The 11818-nt window shown below is 56.9% G+C and carries 13 protein-coding genes, 1 tRNA gene and 1 pseudogene; 4 read left to right on the top strand and 11 right to left on the bottom strand.

Translation table 11 applies throughout. From position 1 onward, the window contains the following. Positions 1 to 13: 13 nt before the first annotated feature. Both D9N13_RS07275 and D9N13_RS07270 read right to left on the bottom strand, forming a co-directional pair. The gene (locus tag D9N13_RS07275) at positions 14 to 973 is read right to left on the bottom strand and encodes a fumarylacetoacetate hydrolase family protein (RefSeq protein WP_290587731.1); all 960 of its coding nucleotides are present in this window, start codon (positions 971 to 973) and stop codon (positions 14 to 16) included. 15 nt (positions 974 to 988) lie between these two features. Continuing rightward, the gene (locus D9N13_RS07270; protein WP_290587729.1) at positions 989 to 2062 is read right to left on the bottom strand and encodes a VOC family protein; all 1074 of its coding nucleotides are present in this window, start codon (positions 2060 to 2062) and stop codon (positions 989 to 991) included. Between the two features lie 147 nt (positions 2063 to 2209). Between D9N13_RS07270 and D9N13_RS07265 the strand changes: the two genes are divergently transcribed. Both D9N13_RS07265 and D9N13_RS07260 read left to right on the top strand, forming a co-directional pair. After that, positions 2210 to 3796: a bifunctional 3-(3-hydroxy-phenyl)propionate/3-hydroxycinnamic acid hydroxylase gene (locus D9N13_RS07265; protein WP_290587727.1), complete on the top strand. Its 1587-nt coding sequence runs from the start codon at positions 2210 to 2212 to the stop codon at positions 3794 to 3796. Positions 3797 to 3853: 57 nt separating this feature from the next. Beyond that, positions 3854 to 4498 (top strand): TetR/AcrR family transcriptional regulator, encoded by a 645-nt coding sequence (locus D9N13_RS07260; RefSeq protein ID WP_290587725.1) that lies wholly within the window; start codon positions 3854 to 3856, stop codon positions 4496 to 4498. Positions 4499 to 4634: 136 nt separating this feature from the next. Here D9N13_RS07260 and D9N13_RS07255 read toward each other — a convergent pair. The 9 genes from D9N13_RS07255 to D9N13_RS07215 all read right to left on the bottom strand — a co-directional run bounded on the left by D9N13_RS07255 (position 4635) and on the right by D9N13_RS07215 (position 10937). Continuing rightward, a tRNA-Arg gene (locus tag D9N13_RS07255) sits at positions 4635 to 4711 on the bottom strand. Positions 4712 to 4864: 153 nt separating this feature from the next. Continuing rightward, complete coding sequence (locus D9N13_RS07250; protein WP_290587723.1) at positions 4865 to 6337, bottom strand: nitrite reductase; 1473 nt, start codon at positions 6335 to 6337, stop codon at positions 4865 to 4867. Positions 6338 to 6344: 7 nt separating this feature from the next. After that, entirely contained in the window at positions 6345 to 7565 is a 1221-nt protein-coding gene (nirJ, locus tag D9N13_RS07245; protein WP_290587720.1) for a heme d1 biosynthesis radical SAM protein NirJ, read from the bottom strand. A gap of 10 nt (positions 7566 to 7575) precedes the next feature. Then, positions 7576 to 8088, bottom strand: coding sequence for an AsnC family transcriptional regulator (locus tag D9N13_RS07240; RefSeq protein WP_290587718.1), 513 nt, complete (start codon positions 8086 to 8088; stop codon positions 7576 to 7578). Then, positions 8063 to 8506 carry an Lrp/AsnC family transcriptional regulator gene (locus D9N13_RS07235; protein ID WP_317622481.1) on the bottom strand — a complete coding sequence of 148 codons (444 nt, stop codon included), beginning with the start codon at positions 8504 to 8506 and terminating at the stop codon, positions 8063 to 8065. Before D9N13_RS07235 ends, D9N13_RS07240 begins: the two co-directional genes overlap by 26 nt. A 16-nt stretch (positions 8507 to 8522) precedes the next feature. Further along, entirely contained in the window at positions 8523 to 9017 is a 495-nt protein-coding gene (locus D9N13_RS07230) for an AsnC family protein (protein ID WP_290587715.1), read from the bottom strand. Next, complete coding sequence (locus D9N13_RS07225) at positions 9014 to 9475, bottom strand: Lrp/AsnC family transcriptional regulator (protein ID WP_290587713.1); 462 nt, start codon at positions 9473 to 9475, stop codon at positions 9014 to 9016. The genes D9N13_RS07230 and D9N13_RS07225 overlap by 4 nt, the downstream gene beginning before the upstream one ends. Positions 9476 to 9477: 2 nt before the next feature. Continuing rightward, entirely contained in the window at positions 9478 to 10647 is a 1170-nt protein-coding gene (locus D9N13_RS07220) for a cytochrome D1 domain-containing protein (RefSeq protein ID WP_290587711.1), read from the bottom strand. A gap of 11 nt (positions 10648 to 10658) precedes the next feature. Next, the gene (locus D9N13_RS07215; RefSeq protein WP_290587709.1) at positions 10659 to 10937 is read right to left on the bottom strand and encodes a c-type cytochrome; all 279 of its coding nucleotides are present in this window, start codon (positions 10935 to 10937) and stop codon (positions 10659 to 10661) included. Between the two features lie 249 nt (positions 10938 to 11186). On the opposite strand from D9N13_RS07215, the gene D9N13_RS07210 reads away from it, so the two are divergent. Further along, complete coding sequence (locus tag D9N13_RS07210) at positions 11187 to 11339, top strand: hypothetical protein (protein ID WP_290587707.1); 153 nt, start codon at positions 11187 to 11189, stop codon at positions 11337 to 11339. 57 nt (positions 11340 to 11396) lie between these two features. After that, a pseudogene (locus D9N13_RS24230) lies at positions 11397 to 11810 on the top strand (c-type cytochrome); the annotation flags it as partial. Positions 11811 to 11818 lie beyond the last annotated feature (8 nt).

The raw sequence follows: 11818 nt of genomic DNA, 5'->3' as shown, positions 1-11818 counted from the left end.
GCTGCTGCACGCATTAACCGTCGCCAGTGATTACATGGATTTGTTCACCCAGATTAATGACCCCGTCCCGACTGGCGATGGTGGATTTTACCCGGTCGCCCAGCTTGAGATACTGCGGCCGTTTTTTCTGGCCCTTGATGAACAGATCCCATTTTTTGGCTTCCGGCAGTAAAGCAGACAACTTGACCAGTGCCGCCGAGGGCAGGCCAAGGGCACAGCCGGAGGGTGTGCCTGTCATCACCACATCGCCAGGCTGGAAATCGTGGATCTGGGAAAATTCGGTGAGGGTTTCCGCCGGCTTATGCACCAGGTTTTCGGTGCTGTCGTACTGACGTCGTTCCCCATTTACTGTTAAGGTCAACTGCAGCTTGTGCAGGTAATGGAGTTCGTCCTTATCCAACAGGCACAGGATTGGGCCCAGTGGGCAAAAGGTACGGTAGCTCTTGCCTTTGTGGAATTGCATTTGGGGAATCTGGACATCACGGGCCGACACATCGTTGCCGATACAAATCCCGGCTACGAAGTCGTGCAGATTGTTGTTCGTGATCTCTAGAGGGCCGTGGGTGCTTTTACCCAGCACCAATGTCAGCTCAATCTCATAATCCAGCAATTGCACATGCCTGGGTTTCACGATGTTACCGTTTGGTCCGGTGATGGCGGCGGTGGACTTGGTGAAAAACATATTGAAATTCTTTTCATCGGGATTCATCCCGGAATCGATCATGTGCTGGCGGTAATTTGCACCCTGGCACAACACCTTGGCAGGCGCAGTGATGGGTGACAGCAAGGTTACAGTGTCCAGCGCCACAGGGTCCGCACGGTTGGAGGCTGCGGCCTTAATGGTTTCCCGGCCCTGTTCCAGCAACGCCTGGGTGGTTGTGCAATCGATGTCGAGTGGAAACACCTGTTGGTTTTCCAACAGCCCCCAGCGCTGAGTGCCGGCGAGAGTAAAACGGACTATATTCAGTGCCACAATGGCCTCCTGGTATCAGGCAAACAGTTTTGCCAGCGTCATGAGTTTGCGTAAGGTCAGGTCCGGGCTTTTGCGTAAGTGATGCACCGTAGCCCGAAGCGTTGCGGGGGTTAATTTGGGCTTGGTAAAACTGCCCGGCATTTTCTGGCCCCACTGAGACATGGCGTCGCGGCTCAGCGGATAAACCCCCATTGGGGCGTCTGCCGTGAACACATCGCCATCACAATAGTGTTCCAGTTTGAATCCCCAGGGATCCTGCCAGTAATCAAAAATCTGACTGCCCAGAATGTGGCGTCCGATGCCCCAGGCGTGCTTCCAGCCCCGTTCCCGCAACACCCGTTGACCCACGCCCACCGCATCGGCGTCCACCAGTTCATAGGCGCTGTGACTGTAGGCTGGCATGATTCCCTGGGCCATGGCCATGGTGTGATGGTCAGCGGGGGTGTCCCCCAGATCCAGGCGCATAAAGACCACCCCCGGTGAGCCATCGGGGAACACCTGCACATCGCTGGGAATAAAACCAAAGTGTTGGGTGTACCAGCCGCAGGTGGCCTGAAAATCCGCTACTTCCAATACCACATGACCCAGCTTCAACACCTCCGGTGCTGCCAGTGGCGGGCGCTGGGTTGCATTGACTCGCGGTGTTTGCAGTGCGTAGTTGAGATCCAATGGGGCGCGATGAGGTCGTGGCGCCACCGGTGTTTGATCGCTCACGGCTTCCACTATAAATCCGGATGGGTCCCGCAGTCGCACGCACTGCCCACCACCGGGATGGGGCGCAGTATGAATGCTGGAGGCTCCCGCGAGTGCTGCCAGTTTCTGCAGATCATCAGCAGCGCTCACTTCCAGCCCAAAACCCACGAAGCGCGGCTGGTCACCGCGGCGGGCGCAGTAGCAAAAGGGCTCGGTTCCCGTTCCGCGCAGATACAGGGCATCGGCTTCCCGGTGCGCTACGGTCAGGCCGAAATCCACCAGGAAGGTTTCTGCACGATTCAGATCCGGTAATTCGAACAGCAGGTAAGCCAGTTTTTGCGCCTTCACGGTGGGCGCGGGATCTCGGCTGGGTTGTGGTGTGGTGAGCTGAACCATGAAAGCTATCCTCTGCTGATATTTATTGCAATATATCCCAATATTGAAATTTGTGTCAATTATGGCGCATACTGTTTCGCAGCTGGTGCCCTCGGCAGTGCAGCTTGTTGCGGGCAGGCATCGATATACCAACATGAAGAGATTGATATGAAACAGACGATTGATTGGGCCTCCGACCAGGTCATTGATGTGCTGATCGTGGGTTATGGCCCCGTCGGCGCGGCGTTGGCGGCGTTGCTGGGCCGTTATGGTGTTCAGGCGCAGGTGATCGACAAGTTGAATGACGTGCTGATGCTGCCACGGGCCATCGCGCTGGATAACGAAGCGCTGCGCATCCTGCAGATGGCCGGGCTTGATGATCAGAGCTTTGAGCGCGTGGGCATTCAGGAGGTCCGCATGCGTTGCCCTTACCTGGGTGAATTTGGCCGTGTGAACACCCGGGGTACCATCGACGGACACCCTAAGCTGGTGACGTTTTACCAGCCGGATCTTGAACATGCCCTGCGCCGACAGGTGGAAGCCGCCGGCTCTATCGATGTTACCACCGGCACCGAGTTGCTGGATTTGCAGCAGCAGGAGGAGGGGGTGGTTGCCACGGTGCGCAATGCCCAGGGTCAACAGCAAACCATCCTGGCCCGTTATCTGGTGGGAGCCGATGGTGCCCGGTCTGTGGTCCGCGGATTGATCGGGCAAGCGTTCAAGGGGGAAACCTACGCCCAGGACTGGCTGATTGTGGATGCCCACCACCGCGACAAAGCGTCGGTGGATCATGTGGAGTTTATCTGCGATCCGCGCCGGCCAACGCCGCACATGCCGGCACCCGGTGGACGAGAGCGTTGGGAATTCATGCTCCAGCCCCATGAAAACGCCAAGGACATGGAGCAACCGGAACAAATTGAAAAATTGCTGGCGCCCTGGGCCAGACTGAGCGAATTGACCGTAGAGCGGCAGGCGGTGTACCGCTTTCACGCCCGTTGTTGCGAAGCCTTTCAAAAAGACCGGGTGTTCCTGGTGGGGGATGCCGCCCACGTGACACCCCCGTTCGTGGGGCAGGGCCTGGTGGCGGGGTTGCGGGATGTGGCCAATCTCGCCTGGAAACTTGCCTGGGTGGTACAAGGAAAGGCCAACCCGGCAATTTTGGACAGCTATGATACAGAGCGCCGGCCGCACGCCCGGAGCATGATCCGGCTGGCCAAGCTCATGGGCAAATTGGTGATGCCCACTTCCGCGCCCCGGGCCATTGCCATTCATGGGGCGATGCGGGGGTTGCGACTGATTGCCCCGCTGCGTTCCTACTTCGAAGAACTCAAAATCAAACCGCCCAATCAATTCAGGGCCGGGCTTTTCCAGCGAGCAAAACGCCGTGGGGGCGTGGTGCGGGGCGCGCAACTGCCTCAGGAATGGCTGCGTACGGATCAGGGTTTGCGGTTGAGCGACGACGTACTGGGTGATCACCTGATGCTGGTGGGGCTTGGGGTTGATCCCAAAACCCGCCTGACTGCGGGCAGCTGCCAGCGCTGGGAGGCCGCCGGCGGGCAATTTCTGCATCTGGGGTGGCGTGGGCAGGCGCCCCAAAGTGATTCGTTATTCGCGGAGATCATGGGCAACAACCTGATGATGGGGGATGCCAGCGGGTGGCTGGTGGTAGTGAGACCGGATCGCGTGGTCATGCTGGACGGCGAACCGGAGGCCGCTGAAAAACTGATAAGCCAGGCCTGCGCGTTGCTTTGTTAGTGAGTTTGTATCAATATTGGATTAACTCTCAATATTGAAATGAGTTCAACATTGCCTATGGCTAAGCATCACCGCAAGACCAACCCAGAATCCGAACCGCTCACCCGCGGGTTCAAAAAGAAGGCGCGTACCCGTCAGACCCTGGTGGATGCCGCCATTCGCATCTACGCGGAAAAGGGGGTGGGCGCGCTGTTGTTGAATGAGCTGGCCGAGCGGGCAGGGGTGTCCAATGGCACGGTATACAATTACTTCAAGACCCGGGAAGAGGTATTACAGGCGGTGGGTATTGAGCTGGCAAATCAGCTTTCCCACCGGGTTAGCGCCGCAAGCGAGGGTATTGAAAACGGTGCCGAACGGGTGGCGGTGGGTGTGCGCATGTTCATCCGGCAAGCCCGGCTGGATCCGGTGTGGGCTGCGGCGGTGGTGCGTGTGTTTCAACATGACCGCGATATCCGTTCAATCGTAGCCCAGAATCTGCGGGGGGATTTACAGTTGGGATTGCGCCAGGGTGTTTTCCGCTATCAGGATGAAATGATTGCCATGGGCTTTGTGGCATCGGCTACCACCGGAGCCATTACCGGTATTCTGGATGGTTTTGATCAGCCGGACTACGAGGCCGTTGTGGCCCAGATGCTGTTACTGGGGCTGGGTGTGACACCGGCCAAGGCGCGTCGCATTGCGCAGATGCCGTTGCCGGAATGATAAAACGATGAGCCAATCATCCAACACAGATTGCAGTGCCAAAAGTTTGCTGTGCTGTCCTTGTCCTTTGCCGCTGCATCAATTCGCCGGCTTAGGGGCTCTGCTATCTGCTAAGTGGTGAACCAAGTGGTAAAAATGGCGCGCCCGGAGAGATTCGAACTCCCGACCAAGTGGTTCGAAGCCACCTACTCTATCCAGCTGAGCTACGGGCGCGTGGAGACATCAGAAACTGACGATTGAACCGGCTTTTCGATGCTAATTCACTGATTTTGTTCAGAAAATTGATGTTTCATGCCGATCAAGACCGCCATTATACAGGGCAATTCCCATGAAACTCAATCTACCATTGCAAATTAGTGATGCAAATTAGTGGCTGGTGCCGGCGGCATAGTGGGTTTTGTTGTACACATTGTACTTGCCGCTGGGTTTGCGCATGGGCAGGCGTTTCACCTCCTTGAGGGTGTTGGCATCGTACACGATGACGGCGCCGTCCTGTTCCCAGATGGACAGCAGGGCGTGGCTGCCATCCTTGGTGAATTCCACGTGGGCGGCGGTTTTACCCGGTTCCGGTTGCAGGGTGTGGGCGATCTCCAGCGTGCGTTTGTCGATCAGGTGTACCACATCTTTATTGGGGCCGAAGAACACGTCCACCCAGGCATAGGGGCTGTTGTCGTGACTGCGCATGAAGAATCCGGGCCCCAGGGTGTCGATCTGCTTGATCACCTGCCAGTTGCTCATATCGATGATGGAGACCTTGCCTTCTTTCAGGTGGGGCGTGGCCATGACGGTTTTGCCCTGGTATTGCCAGCTGATGCCGGAGCCCAGGTGAGGCATGCCGGCCAGGGGGATGGTGGCGACAGTCCGGCTGTTGTTCAAATCTATCACCTGGCCCCGGTCCCCTTCACGGCTGGCGCCGATCAGGTGGTTGTATTCCTGGTCGAAGAAGAAATCATCCAGATAGGTTTCCGTGGGAATGATCAGGGTGGGAAAGGGTTCGCGGTAGGGGATTTCCAGGATGGTTTTGCTGTCCTTGAGGGCGGCCACGAAACTGTTGCGGGGCGGGGCGGTATAGACGGCACTGACCCGGCCTTCCACCGGAATGACTTTGATGGGGGTGAGGTTTTCCGTGTCCAGTAACACCAGGTTGTGGGGCAGGTAATTGGCCACCATGGCATAGCGGCCATCAAAGGAGACCGCCATATTGCGGGTATTGATGCCGGCCCGGATTTCCGCCACGGTTTTCAGGTTGTAGATGTCGAACTTGCTGATCCAGCCATCGCGGGAGGCGAAATACACAAAGCGGCCGTCCGGTGAATATTTGGGGCCGCCGTGCAAGGCAAAGCGGGTCTGAAAGCGATGAATGGGGGTGAAGCTGTCCCCGTCCAGCAGGGTGGCGTGATGATCCCCCAGTTCCACCACCACAAACAGGTTTTGCAGGTCAGCCTTGAATGCCGGTGTGTCCGGCAACTGTTTTATGTCGTAGTGAATGACATGGCTGCCCTGGATATCCTGCAGCGTCCAGCGGGGCGTGTGTGCAGGGGGTTGATAGATATAGTCGGCCAGTGCCTGTATCTGATCTGCTGATAGTACTGCTTTAAATCCCGGCATTTGCGTGGCGGCGCGGCCTTCACTGATCACATCCATCGCCTGGGGTTTGCGCAGGCGGGATAAATTGTCCGGCAGCAGCGCCGGACCCATGCCACCCAGCCTCTGCTGGCCGTGGCAACTGGCGCAGTGTTGTTGAAACAGGCTGTCGGTGGCCCCTGCCCAGGTTTTGCCGGGCAGGCCAATCAGCAACAACAGCAGTAAAGAAAAGGCAATTCGTGTTCGGTACAGCATGGTTGGTTTAATCCAGGGTGCGGGCGTGAATGCGGTGCGCAGAGCCACTGTGAGCGGGCATGGGTATGCGCTCGGCGCGCTGATTTTCCGGCAGGCCTATTTCCGAGTCCGACAGGTAGCAGGCCGGGTCTTCCGCCCAGGGGTTGCCGGTGAGTTGATAGGCCCGTACCCGGGTATTGCCGCCGCAGATGTTAAGGTATCGGCATTGAGCGCAGCGGCCTTCCACCGGCCGCGGCTGCATGCGGAAACCGTCCATGAGGGGATCGCCGGAGCGGCTCCAGATTGTGGAAAACGGTTCGTCTTTCACGTTGCCCAGGTTGTAGTTCCACCAGAACGTGTCCGGATGGACGTTGCCCAGGTTATCAATGTTGGCAATGTTCTGGCCGCTGGAATTGCCACCCCAACTGATCAGTCGTTGGCGCAGCGGCTCGACCTGTTGCGGCACGTTGCGTTCTGCCCATTGCAGCAGAAACGGGCCATCGGCGTCATTATTACCGGTGACGTATTCCCGCACGATACCTTGTTGTAGTTCCGCCCAGCAGCGTTCGAACAGGCGGTTCATGGCCTTGCGCGTGGTCTGGTGAAATACATCGTGTTTGCGGTGACGGTTGCCCCGCCCCGAGTAGTTCAGATGGGAAAGATAAAACTTGTCGATGTTGCACTGGGCAATGATGTCCAGCAGGGGGTCCAGTTCGTGGCTGTTGTCCTGGGTTAATGTAAAACGGGCACCCACTTTGATGCCGTGCTGTTTACACAGTTCCATGCCGTGCAGGGAGGCATCAAACGCGCCTGCTTTCTGTCGAAAATGATCATGAGTGGCGCGAATACCGTCCAGGCTCACTCCCACATAGTCATAGCCGATGTCGGCAATTTGCTGAATGTTGTTTTCATTGATGAGGGTGCCGTTGCTGGAGAGGCCCACGTAAAAACCCAGTTGCTTGGCATAGCGGGAGATCTCAAAAATATCCGGCCTCAGCAGAGGTTCTCCTCCGGACAGGATCAGTACCGGCACGCGGAACCGTTTCAGATCATCGATGACCGAGAATACCTGCCCGGTGTTCAGCTCACCGGGAAAATCCACATCGGCCGAGATGGAATAGCAATGCTTGCAGGTGAGGTTACAGCGCCGTATCAGGTTCCAGATCACCACCGGGCCCGGTGGCTTGCGCGCCGGAGGAACGGGTGCCGGATTCAGCAGCGTCTGCATATATTGGGTGATGCGAAACATGACGGTCTCCTCAATTAACCAGGCGTAAACCGGTTTTTTTCAGGATGCGGGTGGAGTACAGCACATCGCTTCCCAGGTTTGCCGGGCCAATCAGTTGGGCAATGGCCTGAATGTGATCCTGCACGCTTTCCTGGGTGTGGCCGTGTACCATGGCAAACAGATTATATGGCCAGTCGGGTAAATGGCGGGGGCGGTGGTAGCAGTGGCTGACAAAATCCAGATCGCCGATGCGGCGGCCCAGCTCAGATACGGATTCATCGGGCACATTCCATACCGTCATGCCGTTGGCGCCATAGCCCAGGCGGTAATGATTGGGCACCGCGGCGATGCGACGAATCACCCCATGGTCGAGCATGCGTTGAAAGCGGGTTTTTACTTCGTCGGCACTGACACCCAGTTGTTCGGCCAGAGCGTGATAGGGCCGGCTGACCAGCGGCAATCCACTTTGTGTGAGCTTGATCAGCTCGCGGTCCAGACTGCAGAGTTGATAACCGGTTTCAGACCGGGAAACGTAATCCGACATAATATTCCTCGATCTTGGGCATGTTATACACCGGGAAGCCGGTAAGGGATTCAATGCGCTGAACTACGGTATCCACTTCATCCAGCTGTTCGGTGGCGATGACAAACCACATGTTGAATTCATGGGCACGTTGGTAGTTGTGGGCGATCTCCGGCAATTGATTGACTTGCGTGCTGACCCGTTCAAATTCCGCCTCCGGAACGCGCATGGCCGCCAGTGCCAAACCGCCGCCCAGGCGTTCGGCGTGAAACATGGGGCCAAAGCGGGTGAGGGTTTTATCATCCAGCATGGACTGCAAGCGGTGCAGCAGTTCCGTTTCCCCGATCCCCAGCTCCCCGGCAATGACGCGGTAGGGTTCGTCGCAGACCGGCATGCCATCCTGCAGGCGATTGATGATGCGCCGATCAATCTCGTCCAGAGGGCGGTGTTTGGCATCAGCTTGCCCGGCGTGCATAGTGGCCTCCGGTTTGTTTGAACTGTTGATTACTGAACAGGATGGAGCGGGGAATGTGTTGTAATGAATAGCGTTGCGTGATGCGCTCCAGTTGTTGCAGTACCACCTCGCGGCTTTTGCCGTGAATCATGCAATACAGGTTATAGGGCCAGTGGGGCGCCTGACGACGGCGGCGGTAACACAGGGTAACCCCCTCAGCCCCCCGTAACTGATCCCCCACCGCATCCACTTGGTCGTCGTCCACATCCCACACCACCATGGCGTTGGCGCGATAGCCTACAGCATGATGTCGTACCACCAGGCCCAGACGTTTGATGTAACCGGCGCTGGTCCAGTGTTTGATCTGCGCCATGACCAAGGGTTCGGGCAAGTCCAGTTGCAACGCCAGGGTACGGTATGGGGTGGCGGTCAGGGGCAGACCATCCTGAATGGCTGCTTTCAAATGTTCCTGTTGTGATTCGGTCAGTAGATTCATGGTGTGTCCTGCCATTGCAATGGGAATCCAAGGTCAATGTGATAGGCCTGCTCCATGGGCAAAATCAACAGGGGCATTCCGGTGCCCTCATCGATGGCTTGCAGAATCGCCTGCAGGGATTCCTGATCGCAGGCTGTGACCACAAACCAGAGGTTGAACTCGTGCTCGCGCTCGTAGTTGTGATTAACCCCTTCAAACCGGTTAACGAAGTCAGCGATTTCGGTCAGGCGTTCCGGTGGTACCGCCAGGGCCGCCAGGGTACTGGCACCGGCGCGGTGATGATCAAACACCGGGCCAACACGGCTGATGATGCGTTGTGCCTGTAACTGGCGCAGACAATCTATGACTTCCTGCTCCTTGACGCCGAATTCTTCAGCCAGGGTCAGGAAAGGGCGTTCTCCCACCGGGAAACCTCTTTGGTAGCGATCGATCAGTTGTCGTGACAGTAAATCCAGCATGGTTACAATCCTGTCTGGTGAGCACGATGAGTGAAGAAAATGCCGCTCGGCGCCTGTGCCGGTAAGGTGGCAATGCGTTGCAAGGTACGGGTGTCATAGATGTCCACGCGATTTTCATCCCGCACCGAAATCCATATCTGTTCACCCCGGGGCGTAAATTCCATATGCAGTACGCCTTTGCCTGGAGTCAATTGATGGATAACCCGGGCGGTTTCCACGTCAATGACCTGTAGGGTGTCGTTGTCGGGGAAGGCGAAGTTGACCCAGATACGCCGGTGATCCGGCTGACTCATGACAAATACCGGCTGGCCATGGGCAGTGATGCGCTGGCCCAGTTGCCAGTCCGCCATGTTCATTTTCAGAACCTGGTGACGGCCGATGGCGGGAAAAAACGCCTGCTGGCCGGAAATGGCCCAGCCTTCCAAATGCGGCATTTTGTACACCGGTAATTTCTCGGAGCCTTTGCCGTAGCCATCGAGAATGCGTTGCACGCCCTGTTGCGGATGCCACAGGTCCAGCATCGCCATTCCATCCTCGCCGAACAGTCCGGCAATATAGAAACGCCCATCCGGCGTGATCAGCCCGTCATAGGGGCCCTTACCGACGCCGTTGAATTTCTGCAGCTGTGGGTTGGCGGGCGTAGACATATCCAGCACCCAGATGGCGTCACCCTCATACAGGCTGAACACAAAACGATTACCCGGTGCATCCACCAAACCCACGGTTTTGGAGTAGTGGCCGGTTGAGGTTAATGCGGGAATATCGGCAATCAACTGCAGCGAGTCGGCGGCAAAAACTTTGATGCCACCGGGTTCGTAGTTGGAAACCGCAATCATGCTGCCATCCTGACTGATGGCGCCGCCGATGCTGTTGCCGGCCTGAATAATGCGCTGATCTATGCGCTGCTTTAACAGATCCACTTTGGTCAGGCCACCATCGCGGCCAAACACATAAGCAAAGCGTGCGTCCCTCGAATATACTACCGATGCATGGGACAGATCACCCAGGCCGGTCACGCGGGCCAGGCTGCTGTGATCACTGGTATTGATGATCTGCAGTGAGCCGCTGGCGCGTTCGATCACCACCCCCAGATCGCCACTGCCCATGACGGGGGGCTGCTGGGCACAGGCGCTGATCAGCAAGGCAAGCACCGTGAACAGGGCCTGTTTCATCGGGAGCCTCATCATAGGGAACCTCGCTTCAGTTGTGTCACGATCCATTGGATCTCCTCATCGTTAAAGAAGCGTTGCCAGGGGGGCATGGGGGTGCCGGGGATGCCGTGCTTGATTACCTGAATCAGATAGTCATCCGGTATGGACTGTAAACGTTCTGCCTGCAGATCCGGGCCCAGGCCACCGGCAAAGGTCAATCCGTGGCACGAGCCGCAGTCCTGCTGCACGGTATAGGCAATGCTGTCACGCCGTTGGGCAGTCACCTCGGCTAACGCAGCGTTGGCTATCATCAACCAACCCGCACACAAGCATGTTATGTATCCTGATTTCACCTTCATCATGGCTTCATTCTAGAAAGGGGCGCCAAGGAAAACCTGCTTCAGATCAGTATTTTTAGCTGAAATCGCTGCTTGTATCACTTAAGGGGTAGTGGTTCAGATCAGAGTTGGTATGTGTGGTGGGACGTTGATCTCGCTCAAGCTTTCATTGCCTCAGGAGGCTAATAATGCCAAGCAGAGAGAGTGAGAGGAGCGCATTCAATGGAATTCGTACAGCTCAATGAAGGAATGTTTTTCATGGCCGCACTGGGCTGGGTGTTGTTGCAGTGCGGCAGTCTGATGGCGATGTCTAAATGGCTGTGCCCCGCCAGAAAATCCAATTCTGATCAACAGAATCATCTAATCAACAGATAACGCTTTTTTACACAATCACTGTCAGCAGGTGCCGGCAGGAAAATTGGGAGGTGGACCATGTCCATTAGCAGGTGGAGAGCAACGCCACGCACATTCAAACGAGGCGCGTGGTGGACAACAGTGGGTGCGAGTCTGGCGATGGTAACCCTGTCGGCAGTGAGCAGTGTGCAGGCAGCAGACGCGGCGGCAACCCACAAGGCAGAGACCGGGGCCGAGCTGAAGGCGTCGATCAAACGGGGTGAAGCCCTGTATGGAAAATATTGCGTCGGCTGTCACCAGCCCAATGGCAAGGGCCTGCCGGGGGCTTTTCCTCCCCTGGCCGGGTCGGATTATATGTTGAATGACAAGGCGCGGGCAGCGGATGCGGTGGTCAATGGGTTGAGCGGTAAAATCAAGGTCAGTGGTGCTGAGTACAACAACACCATGCCCAACTTCGGCTACCTGAAAGACCGCGAGATCGCCGACGTGTTGAACTATGC

Source organism: Ketobacter sp. GenoA1 (assembly GCF_003671475.1).
Lineage (GTDB): Bacteria > Pseudomonadota > Gammaproteobacteria > Pseudomonadales > Ketobacteraceae > Ketobacter.
This window is presented reverse-complemented; position numbering and strand designations above follow the sequence as displayed.

Bases quoted from the DNA above. Each gene is read 5' to 3' on its own strand.
- nirJ (WP_290587720.1), bottom strand. From the start codon at position 7,565: ATGTTTCGCATCACCCAATATATGCAGACGCTGCTGAATCCGGCACCC.
- D9N13_RS07260 (WP_290587725.1), top strand. From the start codon at position 3,854: ATGGCTAAGCATCACCGCAAGACCAACCCAGAATCCGAACCGCTCACC.
- D9N13_RS07225 (WP_290587713.1), bottom strand. From the start codon at position 9,475: ATGCTGGATTTACTGTCACGACAACTGATCGATCGCTACCAAAGAGGT.
- D9N13_RS07210 (WP_290587707.1), top strand. From the start codon at position 11,187: ATGGAATTCGTACAGCTCAATGAAGGAATGTTTTTCATGGCCGCACTG.
- D9N13_RS07220 (WP_290587711.1), bottom strand. From the start codon at position 10,647: ATGAAACAGGCCCTGTTCACGGTGCTTGCCTTGCTGATCAGCGCCTGT.
- D9N13_RS07270 (WP_290587729.1), bottom strand. From the start codon at position 2,062: ATGGTTCAGCTCACCACACCACAACCCAGCCGAGATCCCGCGCCCACC.
- D9N13_RS07265 (WP_290587727.1), top strand. From the start codon at position 2,210: ATGAAACAGACGATTGATTGGGCCTCCGACCAGGTCATTGATGTGCTG.
- D9N13_RS07215 (WP_290587709.1), bottom strand. From the start codon at position 10,937: ATGATAGCCAACGCTGCGTTAGCCGAGGTGACTGCCCAACGGCGTGAC.
- D9N13_RS07250 (WP_290587723.1), bottom strand. From the start codon at position 6,337: ATGCTGTACCGAACACGAATTGCCTTTTCTTTACTGCTGTTGTTGCTG.
- D9N13_RS07240 (WP_290587718.1), bottom strand. From the start codon at position 8,088: ATGTCGGATTACGTTTCCCGGTCTGAAACCGGTTATCAACTCTGCAGT.
- D9N13_RS07230 (WP_290587715.1), bottom strand. From the start codon at position 9,017: ATGAATCTACTGACCGAATCACAACAGGAACATTTGAAAGCAGCCATT.